The sequence below is a fragment of the Sodalis sp. RH19 genome (assembly GCF_047324215.1).
In the GTDB taxonomy this organism is placed as follows: domain Bacteria; phylum Pseudomonadota; class Gammaproteobacteria; order Enterobacterales; family Enterobacteriaceae; genus Acerihabitans.
In genome coordinates, this window is the sequence record NZ_CP178734.1 from 2,411,035 (window position 1) to 2,428,945 (window position 17,911).

14 protein-coding genes are annotated in these 17,911 nt (G+C 53.6%); 1 reads left to right on the plus strand and 13 read right to left on the minus strand.

What is annotated here, in order from left to right:
* Positions 1 to 217 precede the first annotated feature (217 nt).
* Positions 218 to 1,711 carry a sigma-54 interaction domain-containing protein gene (locus ACL2XF_RS10895; protein ID WP_413728578.1) on the plus strand — a complete coding sequence of 498 codons (1,494 nt, stop codon included), beginning with the start codon at positions 218 to 220 and terminating at the stop codon, positions 1,709 to 1,711.
* A 61-nt stretch (positions 1,712 to 1,772) separates the two neighbouring features.
* On the opposite strand, the gene ACL2XF_RS10900 is transcribed toward ACL2XF_RS10895, so the two are convergent.
* The 13 genes from ACL2XF_RS10900 to ACL2XF_RS10960 all read right to left on the minus strand — a co-directional run bounded on the left by ACL2XF_RS10900 (position 1,773) and on the right by ACL2XF_RS10960 (position 17,608).
* On the minus strand, positions 1,773 to 3,119 hold the full coding sequence (locus ACL2XF_RS10900) for a carbohydrate porin (RefSeq protein WP_413728579.1): 1,347 nt from the start codon (positions 3,117 to 3,119) through the stop codon (positions 1,773 to 1,775).
* 250 nt (positions 3,120 to 3,369) lie between these two features.
* Positions 3,370 to 4,755 (minus strand): MFS transporter, encoded by a 1,386-nt coding sequence (locus ACL2XF_RS10905; protein ID WP_413728580.1) that lies wholly within the window; start codon positions 4,753 to 4,755, stop codon positions 3,370 to 3,372.
* Positions 4,756 to 5,694 (minus strand): cytochrome c nitrite reductase subunit NrfD, encoded by a 939-nt coding sequence (gene nrfD / locus ACL2XF_RS10910; RefSeq protein WP_413728581.1) that lies wholly within the window; start codon positions 5,692 to 5,694, stop codon positions 4,756 to 4,758.
* On the minus strand, positions 5,691 to 6,377 hold the full coding sequence (locus tag ACL2XF_RS10915) for a 4Fe-4S dicluster domain-containing protein (RefSeq protein ID WP_413728582.1): 687 nt from the start codon (positions 6,375 to 6,377) through the stop codon (positions 5,691 to 5,693). Before ACL2XF_RS10915 ends, nrfD begins: the two co-directional genes overlap by 4 nt.
* Positions 6,378 to 6,529: 152 nt before the next feature.
* Positions 6,530 to 8,440: an FAD-dependent oxidoreductase gene (locus ACL2XF_RS10920; protein WP_410015544.1), complete on the minus strand. Its 1,911-nt coding sequence runs from the start codon at positions 8,438 to 8,440 to the stop codon at positions 6,530 to 6,532.
* A gap of 342 nt (positions 8,441 to 8,782) precedes the next feature.
* Positions 8,783 to 9,961, minus strand: a complete 1,179-nt coding sequence (locus ACL2XF_RS10925) for an acetyl-CoA C-acetyltransferase (RefSeq protein WP_413728583.1) — start codon at positions 9,959 to 9,961, stop codon at positions 8,783 to 8,785.
* 201 nt (positions 9,962 to 10,162) lie between these two features.
* Positions 10,163 to 11,521 (minus strand): MFS transporter, encoded by a 1,359-nt coding sequence (locus tag ACL2XF_RS10930; RefSeq protein ID WP_413728584.1) that lies wholly within the window; start codon positions 11,519 to 11,521, stop codon positions 10,163 to 10,165.
* A gap of 170 nt (positions 11,522 to 11,691) precedes the next feature.
* On the minus strand, positions 11,692 to 12,336 hold the full coding sequence (locus tag ACL2XF_RS10935; RefSeq protein ID WP_413728585.1) for a 3-oxoacid CoA-transferase subunit B: 645 nt from the start codon (positions 12,334 to 12,336) through the stop codon (positions 11,692 to 11,694).
* Entirely contained in the window at positions 12,333 to 12,998 is a 666-nt protein-coding gene (locus ACL2XF_RS10940; RefSeq protein WP_410015548.1) for a 3-oxoacid CoA-transferase subunit A, read from the minus strand. Before ACL2XF_RS10940 ends, ACL2XF_RS10935 begins: the two co-directional genes overlap by 4 nt.
* Positions 12,999 to 13,000: 2 nt before the next feature.
* On the minus strand, positions 13,001 to 14,170 hold the full coding sequence (locus ACL2XF_RS10945; RefSeq protein WP_410015549.1) for a thiolase family protein: 1,170 nt from the start codon (positions 14,168 to 14,170) through the stop codon (positions 13,001 to 13,003).
* Between the two features lie 58 nt (positions 14,171 to 14,228).
* On the minus strand, positions 14,229 to 15,068 hold the full coding sequence (locus ACL2XF_RS10950; protein ID WP_413728586.1) for a 3-keto-5-aminohexanoate cleavage protein: 840 nt from the start codon (positions 15,066 to 15,068) through the stop codon (positions 14,229 to 14,231).
* A gap of 198 nt (positions 15,069 to 15,266) precedes the next feature.
* The gene (locus ACL2XF_RS10955) at positions 15,267 to 16,262 is read right to left on the minus strand and encodes an enoyl-CoA hydratase/isomerase family protein (protein ID WP_413722545.1); all 996 of its coding nucleotides are present in this window, start codon (positions 16,260 to 16,262) and stop codon (positions 15,267 to 15,269) included.
* Between the two features lie 449 nt (positions 16,263 to 16,711).
* The gene (locus ACL2XF_RS10960) at positions 16,712 to 17,608 is read right to left on the minus strand and encodes a LysR family transcriptional regulator (protein WP_413722544.1); all 897 of its coding nucleotides are present in this window, start codon (positions 17,606 to 17,608) and stop codon (positions 16,712 to 16,714) included.
* Positions 17,609 to 17,911 lie beyond the last annotated feature (303 nt).

Sequence of the window (17,911 nt, forward strand, 5' to 3'; positions counted from 1 at the left end):
AGGCCCTTTCGCCTAATATAAGTGATCTTCTTTCATTATCTTTACCTGAAATCTATTACTTCTTAACATAAATAAAAATGCTGCTTAAGACCGGATCGATATGTGATTTATTTCACATATCCAGCCATCAAATTTATTTATAACTTGATCTAACATTCGCTGGTTCCTTGAGCCGGTATAGTCTGTTTTACCATCACCGGTTTTCAAGAGGCCCATCATGTCCAGCGCAAATTTTCTCCAAACGGCTAACGAGGCTGGGATAGATTTCAAGAAAATCGTCGATACCCTGGAATGCCCTATCTATATAACCAACTCCAGCGGCGTAACGGAATATATCAACCTGGCTTACTTGCGGGAAAACCCCATCATAGAGGCTGATGCCATCCTTGGCCGGAGCATTGACGATATTATTAAAGAAGGAAAATATTTCAAAAGCGCGATTACCACCGAAGTCCTCAAACAAAAGAAAGAGGCCATGGCGTTTTTTGTTCATCATCTGTTACCGGAAAAAATGGCTTTTGTGTCAGGTATGCCGGTGCTTGATGAAGAAAACGAGATTGAACATGTGGTGTCTATCTTGTATGCGCAATCTTTTTTCCAGAAACTGCATGCCAAATTCAACTATCCGATTTATTCATTCGAATCCTATCATGAACCATTGGAAAAAATAGCAGGGCCGGCTTCCCCACCTTTCGCTAATTTTATCGGTGTCAGCAGACCGATGGAAGAACTGAAGCGGATCATGCTGCGGGTCGCAAAAACGGATGCATCCGTTTTAATACGCGGAGAATCCGGCACAGGTAAAGAAGTGGTGGCTGAGAATATCCAAAAACTAAGCGCGCGGGCAGACCGGCCTTTTATCAAGCTTAATTGTGCGGCAATACCGGTCAGCCTTATAGAAAGTGAGCTTTTCGGTTATGAAAAAGGCGCATTCACCGGCGCCGGTTCAGGAAGAGCCGGTTTTTTTGAGCAGGCCAACGGCGGAACAATATTCCTGGATGAAATCGGCGATTTACCCTTCGAGGCCCAGGCGAAATTGTTACGCGTCTTGCAGCAAAAAGAAATCGTCCGCTTAGGCGGAACTAAACCTGTCAAACTGAATGTGCGCGTCATTGCCGCCACCAATGCCGATCTGGATAAAAAAGTCGCCGAGAGAAAATTCCGTGAAGATCTTTTTTACCGCATTAACCTTATTCCGATTCATCTCGTCCCTTTACGGGAAAGAAAAAGCGACATTCCGTTACTGACTGAACATTTCCTGCATAAATTTGATGCTCTTTATAACAGAATAATCAGATTCCCCGCCCCGACGTTGACACTGTTAGTCAATTACGCCTGGCCGGGCAATATCCGCGAACTGGAAAACATCATTGAATATTTGTATATTTGTTCCGAGGAAAATTTCATTACCGAAGAAATCATCTCTCCACTGCTATGCAAGAATGAACAGCATCCGCAACCTGACCATCTGGATGACGAAGCATTGAATTTTTGCGCCAGGCAGCTGCGTCTTAACCATACCCTGCCGGATATTCTGTCGCAAATTGAAAGGACTGTATTGGCGCTGGCCCAGGATAAATATAAAACCACCTATCATATTGCCGCCGCCCTGGGCGTATCCCAGCCCACCATCGTCAGGAAAATGCAATCCCTGGGGCTGGGACGCAGAAGGTTCGGTACGGATACGAATATGATTTGCCATCAGCAATGATAACCGTAAACACATTTTGCCGGCGCCAGGACGGGCCGGCAGTTTTCCCTGTTCGCAGCCCTCACAGACCAAGCAGTTTTTCCAGCATGACGTTGACCTGGATCCAGAATGTGTAGCCATCCTCTGGTTTGACGTTGGTATAGGCATACTGGTAATTGGTGTTGTTCCAGACCCGAGACCCGGTCATCGTTAAATTGACCTCCGGCGTGAGCATAAAGGATGCGTCGATACTGACCTGCTGTTCGTTACGCGGCACCTGCCACCCCGTTCCTCCCTGGGAATCGTACATATCCTGCAAATAACGGTGTTCGCCATCCGTCAGCCTGCCCCAGCGGAAAGTCAGGCCGTAGCTGTCATCGGGACGGCTCTGCCAGGGGCCCGACCAGATAAGCCCGACATCAGCCAACGTGGCTATTCCCGTGTAGGCATCCGATTGCAGGGTTTGCGACCAGCTGCCGTGCAGACTCACGGCGCTGGGCGCGGGATTGTGGGGATCGGCCCCGCCATCGCGCCGCCATAAAGCTTTTTTGGCCGTAAGATAAAAGCCGGATACCCCTTTATGGGTGCGCACCGCCGAGCTGCCGTCGTATACCTTCGAAGTGCCGTTTACCGTGGCGTAGGCATCGTTGTATTGCAAATTATTGTGGAACGCCAGGACCTCCCAGTTGAAGGGATAGGGCTCCTGCCGCCAGCTGGCGCGCCGCGCTAAATTAGCGACCAGCAGGGTACTGCCGGTATCTAAGTCGTCGTCCCACCGTTCCCAGCCGTTGGTGAACGGAAACGCCTGGTAGGTGCGCCAGACACCGATATTGGACTCCAGCGCCGGCGTAAAGTGGTAGCTGGCGCGTGCGCCCCAGCCGGCGTAAGGCGCGGGGGCGAACCCCGCGGTTTTATTCAGTACGGTATTTATACAGGACGACGGCACGTTACAGTTGCTGAAACCGACAAACTGGCCGGGATTGCTCTTGCCCAGTTCAATGGAGAGCCGATCGTTAAACAGTTGCTGTTCATAACCGAAACGCAGCAAATGCGAGACCTTGGGGATATAGGGCGGCGGATCGCCGGCCAACATGCCGCCGGCGTTATTGCCATAGAGAGTATTATGGGCGAAGGGCACCCACAGTTGCATAAAGTGGACCGTGCCGCCGGGTATGAATCCCATACGATCGAGATCGAAATCCGCGCCGGCGAAAAACATCGTGTAGGCCTGCTGCTCGTCGGTGGAGGTGCCCGCGCTGGGGTTGCCCAGCCAAAGCTGAGAGGCCATGATATGTGGGGTAACGCCGTGCTCCGACAGCCATCCCCCGGCATCGGACAGCGGCCGTCCTGAAGATTCCGCGTCGCTGGCGGCAAACGCCGCGCTGCTTGTCAGCGCTATGCCGCAGGCGATCGCGCCGGAACATAGCATTCGATTCCATATATTATGAGGCGTTATTTTCATTGTTCTATCCCATTGAGGTAATAGGACGGAAACGGCCGGCCACGAATATATTCAATGACGGCCCAACCGCGATAGCATGCCCTATTCCGGGCGCGTTATCAGCGCGTTGTTTTTCCGGCTCTGGTTATCATCGATAATTACATTTTGTTAAAACATCAGATGTCATAACTACCTAATATTACTGGCAGTCAGGATTATTCTTTAAATAACCGCGTTATTACTTCTGCGTTTCCTGCACAAAAACATCGCCATCGTTTTTATCCAGGCGTAAAAAAATAAAGCAACATAAAAACAAGCCAAAACTCATCATTAAAAATGACACATGGTAATTTTCCAGCCCCCTGGCGTTAGCGGCGTAGTTAACATAATGAAGCACCGTAAATGTTAACGTAACGCTTATTATGATTGAAAGCAGCTGGCTCAGTATCAGCAAGCTGTTGCCGGCGTGATAGGTCTCATTGGTTAACTCGCTGAACGTCAGAGTATTCATGGTGGCATACAGGACAGAAGTAAACACCCCCAGAATAAATATCAATATAACGACGCTATCCAGCGAGCCGTTCAACCCAGGAAGAGTCAAAGAATAGATTAACGCAGCACTTACCGTCGTCGCGATAAGCAACAAACACCGGTAGCCGCACCATATCAATGCCGGGCGCAGCAGGAACCGGGCGCTTATCGAACCCGACGCCAGCGACAGCATAATGATACTGACACCCCTCGGTGAATAGTTAAATTCCCGTTGCAGCATCAGCGACAGGACTAAAGGTACCGACGCTATAAAAATCCGCACGCAAATATTACTGGCTATGCCTACGGCAAAGGTTCTGTGACGAAACAGCGAAAGAGTGAATAGAGGATCATTGGTATTATCTTGGTGGTTTTTATAGCGATATAACAACAGCATTGCTATTAGGAAGAATATAATTACCCACATTCCGGTAAAATAGTGTTTACCGATGCCCAACAAGCCAAGCAAGATTAATAACAATGCCGGTACCACCAGCATAAATCCTATGGTATCGAATTTTCCCCGCATACTTGATGTTAGCTGTTCGGGCATATATTTTTTTGCCAGGACGACACAGATCAGGCATAGAGGAATATTTACCAGAAAAATCATGCGCCAGGAGCATGTGGTTATCAGCAGTCCGCTTAGCGGCGGTCCCAGCAGCGTTCCGCCCAACCCCAATAACGTGATCTTATTTAAGGCGGATAATTTATCCGCCGGGAGGGTCGTTTTTAAAATGACCACGCGCGTCACCGGCAGCATTAGCGCTCCCCCAATGCCCTGTAAAAAACGCGCCAGGATAATGGCGGTTAACGTATCCGCCGCGGCGCACAAAAACGAGCCAAGGCTAAATAAGCCCAACGCTAAGAGATAGATTCGCCGATAGCCGTATGTATCCGCCAGCCAGCCGCATACCGGCGTAAAAACCATCACTGTCAGCATATAAGACACCACCACCATCCCCATGCTAAGGGAGGACTGATGTAATGCCTGCGCCATGGAGGGGATAGCCAGATATAACATGGTGGTATCCAAAGATTGCATAAAAAAAGTTAATGATGCAACGCTCACAAGCCAGGTTAAGTTGTTCATTTATGCCATTACCATCTGTCCCGCATACAATATAAACATGCGCAGCATAAACACGCTGCACAATGCGACGCCCGACATCGATAGCCAATAAACTTTATGGGAGGTGATACGGCCTGCGCACAGCAACCTTAAAGCCATAGGCAATACCATACCCAGTCCCACCACGCCAAGCCAAAACACGGCCCCCCAAAAACCGCTCAGGGCATTTAATGCCGCGGCCTCCTTTTGTCCGCCGCCAAAAATCAGGCCGATGAAGAAAACCGCCAGCAGGCCAAGCTCGGTCAAGATAAGCGGCGGTTCCAGTCGGTGAATAAAAGCCAGGGACGGCGAATAAACCGATTGTTTACAGAACGCCAGTCCGCAAAATATCGCCATGGCCACCCCGGATGTCAGGCCGGAGACCAGGAAAAGCAGAGGCAATACCGGGTTATTCAATAACGGATAGGATTTCAGGGCCAGCAAGAGGAAGCCGGTATAGACCCCGAGCAGAATGGCCAACAAAAATACCGCCATATCAAGCCGGCGTTCCCATCCCGCGATGAAAAAAATAATCCGTTTCAGCCATCTTGATTTAATCATATCAAGGAGGTATTGCTGATAGATGGCGATAATCCAGAGTATGAGCACCGCCATATAAACCTGGAATAACATTACCCCCAGCGACATAACCGAATGGGGATTATAAAACACCATCAAATACCAAAAAGTCCACGAACGCGCCAAATGGAAAATAAGAATCACCAGCCCAAGAACAACCGTTAAAGGCGCAATAACTACCGTCGCCTTGATAATGCCGTCGCTGCCGGCATTTGCCACGAGGAGTTGCCTTTTAAGCAAAACGGCTATGATGACCATGCCTGATGAAATACCTATTAATAATAAGTAAATGGCAATGGGCCAATCCCAGACCAGGGTAGCGAAATGAAACGCAGTGTTCATCCTCGTATCTCTCCAAATTTGCCGGCGATATGATAGAGCTTGGGGTGAGTGCCTAAATATACTTTTTCACGGTATACCGTTTTGCTGGCGATAAGTTTGGCGATATCGCTGTCGGGATCGTCCAGATTACCGAAGGTCAGCGCCTTCACCGGGCAGATCGCCACGCAGGCGGGGGGCTTGCCGGCGGCCAGATTGGTATCCCGGCAAAAATTGCACTTATCCGCCGTTTTCGTCAGCGAATGGATGAAGCGGACATGATAGGGACAGGCGGCGATACAGTACCGGCAGCCAACGCACCGATCGTGGTGGACATCAACTATGCCCGTTGTAGCGTCTTTATAAGAAGCGCCGGTAGGGCAAACCGCAACGCACGGCGGGTTATCGCAATGCTGGCAGGATTTACGCTTGAACTGCCGCGAGGTTTTATCCATCTCCCGGTACGTGCCGTTATCCAGAATATCCAGCCGTGTGACTTCCTCCGGAACATTATTGACTTTGTGACAGGCCCGGACACAGGCACTACAGCCAATGCAGCGGGTTTCGTCATGGATCATGCCGTAGCGGATATTACCCACAATGAGAGTTTGCGGATTAATGACCTCCGCCAGAATACGGTTAATTGAATTGGCCGCCAGCACGGCTCCGCCTATTCCCATAATAAACCCGCGACGCGACACGCCCATAACGACCCCTTATTTAAATATAATGCGCGAGCAATGCTTCATCCCTTGCCGGTATCCTGAAGCAAGGTATTATGCTCCTGTATTTCACCAGCCCATTTGACTGTATAGGGTACAGTTTGAAGACACTGTTTAGCCCTCTCGCCCTGCTGATATTAATGAGCGGCCGCGATGGTTTCCGCCGCGTTTTCCCCGGCAATGCGGCCTGAATTCAACGCAAAGCCATTAGCTAAGCCTTCATAAGGCGGATAAGAGGGTCCACTGTAAAAACCTCCGGCGACATTGCCCACCGCATATAATCCCGGGACAGGTTTGGCGTTAATATCGGTGACCTGTAATTTGGCGTTAACCCTTACCCCACCGATGCTGCTTAAACTCACCACCTGGGTTTCAAACGCATAGAAGGGTCCGGTTTTCACCGGATAAATCAGATAATCCGGTTTTTTGCCAAAGTCCGCGTCAACTTTGGCTTTGATCAGATCGTTATAACGGGAAACGGTTTTCTCCAATTGGCCGGCCTCCACACCCATATTTTTTGCCAGTTCTTCCAGTGTCTGTCCTTTGAAAATATTTTTACTTTTACCCCCATCGACAGCGGTATCCGCCAGCGCCGTGAAATCGCCGCCCTTGGGAGGATTGGCCGGACCGGCGCCGGATAAAGGAAAGGGGAATGATTTTTTGGTAAAAGCATTCAGCGTCTGATTATCGAGAATAATGTAATATTTACCGCCCACCGAATAAGACACATTTGCCCAGTACGCCGAATCATACACCAGGCCTTCATCGCCAAATCGCTCACCGTTGGCGTCCACCCATAATAATGGTGATTTCAATAACCAAATAAGGGGACTATCATTTTCGGCATTGCCTTTATCGGCGGAAGCTGACGAAGTAATTCCCACCAGTTTACAGGCGTGAATCAATGCGGAATGAAAGTTCCACTCCGCCCCGCCGGCGGCCCAGGCCATTTTGAGGCCTTCGCCCTGATTCGGCCAGGCCAGGATATGAATATTCGGTGTATCCATCACGTCCCGTATTAATTTTTCATTACCGCCGAACCCGCCGCTGGCGATGATAACCGCCTTGGCGTGGACGAGTAATTTGCCACCGTCCGCCTTTTGCGCAATGACGCCGGTGACTTTGCCGTCTTGTTCCTGAATCAATGATGTCACAGCGGTACTTTTGAGCAATTCTCCGCCATATTGCTGGAAGTCGGCATAGAGACTTTTATAGGCGGCATTGGTATTGAGATAATGGTGGTAAATATCAGACTTGATAGGATCATCCATGTGCGCCTGCTGTAATTGGTTGGTGTCTTTGGCGGCGGTCTTAATCTCCAGCTTCACGCCATGTTTTTCCATCCAGTCAGCCGTTGAACCGGACTTATACACAATGGCTTTAGTCAGCGGGCCATTGGATAAAAAGTGGTTGTAATCCAGCAGCCGGTGCGTCAGGTCCTGCGGGGTATATTTCATCCCTAAGGATTTTTGCAGCGCCGATCCCACGGCAAAAAAGCCGCTGGCCATATTGCCGCTGCCGCCCACCACCGCGGATTTCTCAATCACCAGCACCTTAGCGCCTTTTTCCGCCGCGGCCAGCGCGGCGGCGGTGCCGGAAGTGCCGCCCCCCATGACCACCACATCCACCGTTTTCTCCTCATCGGCGACAGGGTCTGCGGTTTTAGCCGATACGCTGGTGTATTTGCCGATATCCGCGCCGGCCTTCAGCAAGGCCGCCTTGGCGGCTTGCTTAACGGCATCGCTGGTTTCGGTGGCGCCGGTCATGCCGTCCACGTCCAGGCTTTGCCTATCAAGGATGGACTTGGCGACCAGAGGTCCCGCCACGCCGCCCAGTTCAGGGGTTTCTCCGGATGCGTCGGCGACGATATTTTTAATCGTTCCCGCTTGATCAATGGAAACCGTGACCCTGACATCACTTTCCTTGCCTTTGGCCGCAGCCGTATAATCGCCGGCGGTAACAGCCGCGTTGGCCGACAGACCCGCAGAGCAGCCCAGAATGAGCGCAACCAGTGCTGATAAGCTTTTTTTCACGTAATCGTTTTTCATAGAATATCGTTCCGCTTATATAAGTTTTATCTACCCGCGATATTGAGCAAAGTTAGTGCCAATATTAATCCACGTCCGAATTTATCGGGCACATGACCTAAAATGATTGCAATTGGCTTTATTACGCGTCATTTCCAACTTCGCCGCACTTATTATGTCGGTTTTCAATCCTGGCTATAAAAAATATCGTCAAAGCCGGGATATAAAACCAGCCCGTAAAAACAGTAATCATCCATTTTTGTATTTTTAATGCATTTATGAATTAAGACCTGTACTCGGCCTTAAATTATTCCCGTTTTTATTTTTTAAGCCCCTATTTTCCCCCTGACGGTAAGACATATGTCACAGGCGTTCCACCACGATCGCCACCCCTAATCCCCCGCCGACACACAGGGTTGCCACGCCGAAGGTTTTGTCCCGGGCCGCCAGGGCATAGAGCAGCGTTACCAATATCCTGGCGCCGGAGGCGCCGATGGGATGGCCCAGGGCGATGGCGCCGCCATTGACGTTGGTTTTGTCTTCATCCAGCCCCAGCTCATGGCCCACCGCGGCGAACTGCGCGGCAAAGGCTTCATTGGCCTCGAACAGGTCAATATCACCGATACCCAGACCGGCCCTCTTCAGTGCCGCGCGCACCGCCGGCACCGGCCCGATGCCCATAAACGCCGGGTCGACGCCGCAGGTGGCATAACCGCGGATCCGCGCCAACGGCCTGATATCGAGTGCGCGGGCCCGGGCTTCGTTCATTACCACCAGCGCGGCCGCGCCGTCATTGATGCCGGAGGCATTCCCCGCCGTGACGCTGCCCTCAGGCGCAAAGGCCGGACGCAGCCTGGCCAGGCCCTCGGCGCTGACATCCCCGCGCGGATGTTCATCCGTATCGAAAATAATGTCGCCTTTTTTGCCGGGCAAGATCACGGGCAGAATCTCATTACGGAACGCGCCGTTGCCAATGGCCGCCACCGCCCGCTGCTGCGAGCGCAGGGCAATCTGATCCTGCTCCAGCCGGCTGATGTTATACCGGACGGCGACATTTTCCGCGGTGATGCCCATATGGTATTGATTAACACTGCAAAACAGTCCGTCATGCACCATGCTGTCGATAATGGCGCCTTCCCCCATCCGGTAGCCCCAGCGGGCTTTATCCAGCAGATAAGGCGCCGCCGACATATTTTCCATCCCGCCGGCCAGGACAATCTGCGCATCGCCCGCGGCGATAGCCTGGGACGCCAGGATGACGCTTTTCAAGCCGGACCCGCAGACGACATTGACGGTGGTCGCCGGGGTCTTTTCATTAATGCCGGCATGCAGCATCGCCTGACGGGCCGGGTTTTGGCCCAATCCCGCCTGCAGGACATTACCCAAGAAAACCTCGTCGATAATATCGGGCGGGATACCGGCGCGCCTGAGGCTTTCCAGCGCCACCAGCGCGCCCAACCGGGGGGCGGCCAGCGACGCCAGACTGCCGCCAAAGCTGCCGATTGCGGTACGCACGGCACTGGCAATAACAATTCCCGTCATATTGACCTCCTGCTGAATCTCATTATATTTCTCCAGGAAACCCTGTCTTATTAGAATGCCTGTTACGATTTAATCAGCGTCCGCTTTATCCCGATGAATAATCGCGGCAATTATTATTTCCGGCACATTGCCGGCGGTTGTTTTTGATAAATTCATCCTATTCAGGTTCGGGTAAAAACCTATTTGATTCTCTTTTCGCCATTAACGAAGGCCGGGGTGTTCGCCGGATGTTGGCGTCAATGTTCCTATCGGCGTCACATCGGTTTGCCAAATCAAAATCAATGTCACGGCGCCGACCCCTACCAAGAGGAGATAAGCGCCGGTATATCCGCCCAGATAGGTCAATCCCAGCGCCAGAATGGAAAATGCGAAGCAGCGTACAATGGACTGGATGGGCGCGATAATGCCGATGGCCCGGATATAGGCTTTGCGCGGAAATTTAGTGGCAATCAGCGCGGTACTTAAATTGGTGGCGCCCGCCAGGCTAAAACCGATCATCAACAGAGAAATCCACAGGGTCAGCGCATTAAATTGGACGATGTTGATAACCACCGATACCATCCACCACAAGGTGTAAATGGAGATGGCCGCTTTAATGCCCACCTTTTGGTTTAGCCAACCCCAGCCATAGGCGCCGAAGGTGCCGAACAGCGCCGCCAGGGTCATATAGAAGATGGCGGTGCCCAGTTCAAATCCCATGCCCATCAGGCGGGGCACAATCTGGCTCACCACCCCCACCAGCATGATATAGATACCGCCGGTGGCGATGCCCATGAACCAGACGTCCTTCATGCGAAGCAATTGACCGGTGGTGACCGGGCAAATGTAGTCTGAATGCGCACGAATCCGTTCGGCCAGTTCCTCGGCCGTAATGGGCGCATTGTCCGGCGCGCGGCCGATGTCTTCCGGTTTGTTGGCGGCAAATAGCGCCACCAGCAGCGCGGTGGCGAACATCAGCAGCGAGACGCCCCAAAAGCCGTTATGCACGCCGAACCATGAGAAACACCCGGCCAGCACCGGCACGAAAAAGGCGCTGGAAAAGGTTTGCCCCATGGTGCACCAGCCCAGCGCCAGACCCTGTTTACGGATAAACCAGTTGGCGATAAGAGCGGTTCCACCCAGATAGGCGAAACCGGTGCCGAAAAAACAGACCCCGGCAAACAGTACGGTAAAACCGGTTAGCGTCCCCCAGTAGCCCAGCAGGCCGAAACACAAGCCGCAGGCGATAAGGCAGAAAACGATATTAAATTTCGGTCCCTTCTTTTCACACAGCTTGGCGCACAGGGGCCCCGCCAGGATTGAAGCCCAGGAGGCCGGGGTCGCCAGCGCCAGCAGCGCGTTGTACTCCAGGTTAAAGGTGTTGGATAAGGCGGGCAGGATCACATTCAAGCCATGCGTTACGGCGCCCGCGGCCAGCCAGAACATCAGGGCCTGGAAACAGATAATGGTCCATCCATGGAAGCCGAAACTGCTTTTGGTGGCGGAAAGATGATCGTCCCCCCGGGTAGTAAGATCGACAGTCTTCTGTGGCAGCGCCAGGTGTTTTTCTTGCCCAGTCATAATGGTCAGCTCGTTGTACGCAGTCGGGCCGCGCCCGGGGATGCGTAGTGGGTTTATCGGGATGTTGCGCACGGTTGCCGGTTTTCCGCCCCGGTTTCGACGTCATCGCCCGTGTCGTGATCTGGCGCAAATCTACCTGGAGCGCTTTTTATCACGGTGTCCTCCGGACGCTATATTTCCATGGTTTTCAAGACATCGGCCACAATCAGCCGCGGCTCGACCTGACGCTGGATGTCCTGTGGGGTCAATCCCGCCAGGAGTTCCACCAGCACCAGTCCGTCCGGGGTAACGTCAATCACGCACTGTTCGGTAACGATATGATTGACACAGCGTTTGCCCGTCAGGGGATAACTACAGGCGTTGACGATTTTGCGTGCGCCATCTTTAGCGCAAAGCTCCATGGTGATAATGACCTTGCGGGCGCCGTTCACCAGGTCCATCGCCCCGCCCATGCCGAACACCCGGCCGGGCTGGGCCCAATTGGCCAGATCGCCGTTTTGCGCCACTTGCAGGGCGCCCAGCACCGACGCCGCCAGTTTGCCGGAACGGACCAGGCCGAAGGATTCCGCGCTGTCGAATGAACTGGCGCCGGGCACCGGCGCAAAACGCATGCCGGTGGCATTGCAGAATCCTTCCGTCGCCAGCATGCCCGAAGTGAGCGGGCCCATGCCCACCAGGCCGTTTTCGGTATGGAACATTACGCCGGGCTGCGCGTAGTCGCCGCACAGGCTGGGAATGCCGATGCCCAGGTTGACCACATCGCCGGCGGAAAAATACCCTGCGGCACGCTTTGCTATCCTTTCACGGGCATTCATTGTCTTTCTCCTCGCGTTGTCAGGATCTTGTCCACATAGACGCCCGGGGTCACGATGCGATCCATGCCGTATTCCTCCAGGTCCACCAGCATGTCCGCGTCCACCAGGGTTACCCTCGCCGCCTTGGCCACCAGGGGATTGAAGTTGCGCATGGTGCCGCGATAGGTCAGGTTGCCCAGCGGGTCGGCGGTACGGGCGCGCACCAGGGCGATATCCGCCCGCAACGCGGTTTCCAGCAAATACAGTTCTCCGTTTACCACCACCCGGTGTTTCCCTTCCTCGACTACGGTACCCAGGCCGGTTTTGGTCAGAACGCCCCCCAATCCCGAACCGCCGCAGCGGATCCGCTCCGCCAGGCTGCCCTGGGGCACCAGTTCCAGTTGGAGTTTTCCCGCCGCCACCAGCGCCACGGTTTCGGTATTGCGGCCGATATGGGAGGCGATAAGCTTATCCACCAGACCGTGATGAATCAGGCGGCCGATGGTGAGGTCGGCGTCGCCCGAATCGTTGGCAATCAGCGTGAAGTGCCTGGCGCCGCTGTCTATCACGCATTGGATCAGGTGATTGGGTACGCCGCAATTGGCGAACCCGCCGCAAATCAGCGTCTGGCCGTCTTGAAAAAGACGGGTGATGTCATCGGCTAAGGCATATTTTCCCGGCATGATTAATTCCTCGTCAGCAAAACCGCCACGCCCTGGCCGCCACCGACACAGAAGGCGATAACGGCCTTGTCCAGGTTGCGGCGCTTCATTTCATACAGGGTTTTCGCGGTGAGGATTGCCCCGGTGCCCGCCAGGGGATGTCCCAGGGCGATGGCGCCGCCATTGGGATTGACCCGTGCGGGATCCATACCGATTTCCCGGATGCAGGCCAGCGATTGAGCGGCGAACGCCTCGTTCAGCTCCCATAAATCGATATCGCCTACCGCCAGTCCCGCCTGCTTTAGCAGTTTGGCGGTGGCGGGAACCGGTCCCAGTCCCATCAGGTTGGGATCCACTCCCGCCGCCGCGTAGCCGCGAAAGACGCCCAGGATCGCGTGGCCGTTTTTTTCCGCCAGCGAACGTTCCATCAGCACCATGGCACCGGCGCCGTCGCTCATGGGCGAGCTGTTGCCGGCGGTCACCACGCCGTCTTGTTTGAAACTGGGCCGCAGGGAAGCCAGGGCGTCCAGGGAACAATCGGTGCGCAGCGGCTCATCGCGCGACACCTGGGTTTGCCGGCCTTTTTTGTCGGTTACGGGCACCGGCACAATCTGCTCCTCAAACCGGCCCGCCTGCCAGGCGGCGCCGGCCAGCCGGTGGCTGCGCAACGCGAACTCGTCAAGCTGGCGGCGGGACAAACCGTACCTGGCGGCCACATTTTCGGCGGTGATGCCCATGGGCGGGTTGCCCAGACTATCCGGCGACGTATGGATATCGACAAAGCGCGGCGGCTGTACCGCATAGGCGCTGTCGGTTTTTTCCAGCTGCCAGGTGCGACGGGAATCGCTTTCCACCCCGCCGGCGACAATAACGTCGGCGAAACCGGCCGCGATCTGGATAGCGCCGTAGGCCAGCGCGTTTAGCGACGCGGCGCACTGACGGTCCAGGGTTATCCCCGGTACGGAAACCGGCAGCCCGGCCTCCAACGCCACCATGCGGCCCATGTTATTGATTTCGTTATTCATCAGGTTGGCGAATATCACATCATCAATGCTTTCCGGCTCGATGTTCGCGCGGGCCACCGCTTCCCTGACGGTAAGTGCGCCCAGGATATGCGCCGGTACCGCCGCCAACACGCCGCGGCATTTACCCACCGGGGTACGAACCGCCGATACTATGACTGCGTCTCTCATAACAACCTTCTTTTGCATGCCTGCAGGACCCGCTGGGCGGGCCCGGGTAAGGCCTGGTTTATAACGGCCGGAGCCCCAGCAGTTTTCTTGCCTGTTCGGGTGTGGCCACCTCTTTGCCGAACAAGCGGATTGCCTGTGCGGCGCGCTCCACCAACTGCGCATTGGACGCTTTTACGCCCTTGCGGAAATAGACGTTGTCTTCCAGCCCCACGCGGACATGCCCGCCCAACGCTATGGCGGCGTACAGCATGGACATATGCGCCTTGCCGACGCCAAATGCCGACCAGGTGGCCTCGGGAGGGATGTGCTCACGGAGATAAAGCAGGTTCTCTACCGTGGCGGGCATTCCCCCCGGCACGCCGAGGCAGAATTGATAATGCAGCGGCCCGGCCAGCTTGCCCTGTTCGAGAAAATACCCGGCGATGCCCAGCATGCCGGCATCGAAAATCTCCACTTCGGGTTTGATGCCCCGGGCGGTCAGCACCTCGCCGAGAGCGCCTAAAAACTGCGGGGAATTGATAAACACGCCGCCGGGCATCCAGTTAAAGGAACCCGCGTCCCAGGACGCCATTTCTATCCCGTTCAGGTTGGCCACATGCTCCTGCCGCTGCTTATCGCTGGCACGATGGTCGCCGGAGGTGGTGCAGTTGATAATCACATCGCAGTCATGGCGGGCGCGCAGCAGACGGATGGTTTCGGCAAATTTTCCGCTGTCCATCGTACCCAGCCCCCGATCGTCGCGCATATGGAGATGAACGATGGCGGCGCCCCGCTGCCAGCAGCGGTACGCGTCCGCGGCAATTTCTTCGGGCGTCAGCGGAATATTTTCATTGATGTCTTTTGGTGTCACCGCGCCGGTCAATGCGGCGGATATGATGACGTCGTTCCCTGTATTCATGGACCTGCCCCGCTTGCGATTGGTAGGAATTTTTGCCGGCAAAAGGATGCCCGGACGCACCGGCAGGCAACGTGACGTGCCGGTACGCGCGCCGCCGGCAACGGTGCCGCGGCGACAATAATCAAATGCGCCGTGTCGTTTTCCGGTATGGCGACCCGGCGACTGGCAATGGCGGTTCATCCATCACCGGATGCCCCGTTACTTGATTTCGTCTTCTTCCTGGCCGCCGTTGACGCGCGGACGTATGACCTTGCCTTTCTTCTCGGCTGCCTTGACCAGCTCAGCCTCTTCGTGCGCCCAGTGCCAGTAATTGACTTCGTGGGGGCTGTGTTCGGTGGCGGTGACGAACATTTCGGTGGAGAAGGCGTTGCGCAGCTCATTGGCGATATCTTCTTTCCATGCTTTTCTGAGCTGCTGAGTGGTAATGCGGCGGGTGACGCGGCTGCCGGTACGCATAATAAGTTCGGCGATTTCCTGCGCCCGCGCGTAGCAGGATTCCGTATCCGGGCAGATCTCGTTAACCATCCCCAGGGCCAGGGCCTTGCGGGCCGTGATGATCTCGCCGGTCAGTTCCGCATAGGCATATCTCTTGCGGCCCATCAGTTCCCGCCAGGCGATGCCGATGCCGTCACCGGGCACCATGTTGACGCGAAAGTGCATATCCGTGGTCCACGCATCTTCGGTGCAAAGGGTAAGATCGCTGAAAAGCACCAGATCGGTATGGAAAGCGGCGCCGTTCCATACGCCGATGGTGGGCACTTCCACATCGAATACTTGACCTTCGATATCGTTGGTACCGTCATAGTATTGATACTCGTACATCTTCCAGGCTTCTTCCGGCGCGGAGTTGAACTCGGTTGCCGGGCCCCAGTTGCCCTTATCGTCAAGCCGGCCGATGCCCTTCATAAAGTCCTTTCCCGTCCCGCCCAGGATGATGACCTCGTTATCGGGATCCCTGCCGGCCCAGTCGAAAAAGTAGTGAAGAGCCTGGTGCGCGGGCGCCCCCCATTGCAGGCTGTCGCCGTTGGTATGCAGTCGGGCTTCGAGAATGCCGTTTTCCCGTTTCATGGTGAAGCAGTGTTTCAGTTTCTCCGCATACTCTTCGAAACGCATATGGGGAATCGTTCCCAATTCCTTATGGGACATTTCTTTTCGTTTTCCGTGATCAGACTCGTAATTGGCTTTAATCGCCATGGTTTACTCCTTTATAGCTTTATTAGAATCTCTTGGAAGCAACACAGGTTTAAATGATGTGATATACATTTTAGGTCCGGTGCTTTCGGGCAATAAAAACGTACCATCGCTGTACAAATGGTGGAAATTCTTTTTATTTTTCCGGCTATGCATTTTCGACATAACCATTGTGGCGATGTTACCGCAGGCGCAGATTTTGCCTGAAGAACATAGGTGACCCGCATCATAAAAAACAAGAAAATAGCGTATTGCGCATGCCGATTGCCATTAAGGGAACTGGACTATATTCAGCATATTTATCAATAGGAAATTAAATTCTTTCACAGGCGGAAAAAGGAGGCTAAATATTACGCGCAAGAGGACCATAAAGAGATATATAGCTATATGATAAAATGCAATGAAGGTTTGATATAGCGCATTGGGGAGGGTAAGCGGGATGGCATCTTAATTTACTGTTTTAAGAAAGATTTAAACTCTTTCAAAAATATGGCCACCGAGGGATTGGTATTTTTGCTGTCCCACACCAGTTCCAGGTTAAACCAGCAGTCCTGTTCGGCAATGTCCAGCATAACGCAGTTCTGGCCGGTCAGGTATCCGCGGTGCCTGGGCATCAGGAGCACCGCGCGGTCGCTAAATTCCAGGTTAAAGCAGCAGGTCTTAAGATTGGGGTATTCTTTATCCAGGGTGAAATCAATGTTACGAATGGTCAAGAAACGGGTGCTGTATTCATCGGACAAGGAAAATTCCCGTGGATCAATGCGCATTATCGGCCATTCGCTGACCTCGCGCAAAGAAACGCTGCCGCGTCCGGCCAGGGGATGGCATTTATTGACCACCGCGCACAGCGGATCGGTTTGAAAAGGCAGCGTGCAAAATCTCGATTCATTGGCCATAAAATTAGGCCTGATAAGAAATCCCATGTCGCTGGCGTGATTATCCAGTAACGCGAGGGCCTCATCCAGCTCGCTGTCGCGGCATTCTATAAGGATATCGTTATGGGTGGCGCGGAACTGCGTCAGGAAAGTAATCAAGAATTTCTGGATGGCTTCCCCCAGAAACGTCACGGCAAGCCGGCGCCGGCTTTTGCCGGTAAAAGAATGGATCGCCGATATGGACGTCTCATACTGTAATAATATTTTCCCTGCTTCTTCGGTAAATAATTTCCCCGCGGTGGTCAGTTCGACTTTATGTGTATCGCGTTTAAAAAAACTAGCGCCAAAATATTCTTCCAAGTATTTCATATGCCGGCTTAATACCGGCTGGGTGATATTCATTTTCTGCGCGGCTTTACTAAAATTCAGTGTTTTCGATAATAAAACGAATTCATGTAAAAGTTGTGTTTCCATAATAGTTCTCTAGCCACTGAATAATACATATCCTTATCCTACTGGAGAGCCACCGGCTAAACCGTGAGACTCATCAAAGGCTTTACTCCGCCATGGCTTTCGTTATGAAGTTTTCGCATAATCGCCATTAAACGACGGCATAAGTCAGACAGATGTAATTAAAATGTGAGTTAAATGTGTACTGTCGGGCGCAGGTTGCGTGATAGGGCCAGGGTAGGATGCGCGGCCAAATATTCGCCCTGTTACCGGGTGACGCCCGTCCTTGCTTTTCCATTTCATGCCTAAGCTCAGCCATATTTAATC

Excerpts from the sequence above, each read along its gene's own strand:
- ACL2XF_RS10905 (WP_413728580.1), bottom strand. The coding sequence starts at position 4,755 with ATGAACAACTTAACCTGGCTTGTGAGCGTTGCATCATTAACTTTTTTT.
- ACL2XF_RS10945 (WP_410015549.1), bottom strand. The coding sequence starts at position 14,170 with ATGAGAGACGCAGTCATAGTATCGGCGGTTCGTACCCCGGTGGGTAAA.
- ACL2XF_RS10920 (WP_410015544.1), bottom strand. The coding sequence starts at position 8,440 with ATGAAAAACGATTACGTGAAAAAAAGCTTATCAGCACTGGTTGCGCTC.
- ACL2XF_RS10955 (WP_413722545.1), bottom strand. The coding sequence starts at position 16,262 with ATGGCGATTAAAGCCAATTACGAGTCTGATCACGGAAAACGAAAAGAA.
- ACL2XF_RS10900 (WP_413728579.1), bottom strand. The coding sequence starts at position 3,119 with ATGCTATGTTCCGGCGCGATCGCCTGCGGCATAGCGCTGACAAGCAGC.
- ACL2XF_RS10950 (WP_413728586.1), bottom strand. The coding sequence starts at position 15,068 with ATGAATACAGGGAACGACGTCATCATATCCGCCGCATTGACCGGCGCG.
- ACL2XF_RS10960 (WP_413722544.1), bottom strand. The coding sequence starts at position 17,608 with ATGGAAACACAACTTTTACATGAATTCGTTTTATTATCGAAAACACTG.
- ACL2XF_RS10930 (WP_413728584.1), bottom strand. The coding sequence starts at position 11,521 with ATGACTGGGCAAGAAAAACACCTGGCGCTGCCACAGAAGACTGTCGAT.
- ACL2XF_RS10940 (WP_410015548.1), bottom strand. The coding sequence starts at position 12,998 with ATGCCGGGAAAATATGCCTTAGCCGATGACATCACCCGTCTTTTTCAA.
- ACL2XF_RS10895 (WP_413728578.1), top strand. The coding sequence starts at position 218 with ATGTCCAGCGCAAATTTTCTCCAAACGGCTAACGAGGCTGGGATAGAT.
- ACL2XF_RS10925 (WP_413728583.1), bottom strand. The coding sequence starts at position 9,961 with ATGACGGGAATTGTTATTGCCAGTGCCGTGCGTACCGCAATCGGCAGC.
- ACL2XF_RS10935 (WP_413728585.1), bottom strand. The coding sequence starts at position 12,336 with ATGAATGCCCGTGAAAGGATAGCAAAGCGTGCCGCAGGGTATTTTTCC.
- ACL2XF_RS10915 (WP_413728582.1), bottom strand. The coding sequence starts at position 6,377 with ATGGGCGTGTCGCGTCGCGGGTTTATTATGGGAATAGGCGGAGCCGTG.
- nrfD (WP_413728581.1), bottom strand. The coding sequence starts at position 5,694 with ATGAACACTGCGTTTCATTTCGCTACCCTGGTCTGGGATTGGCCCATT.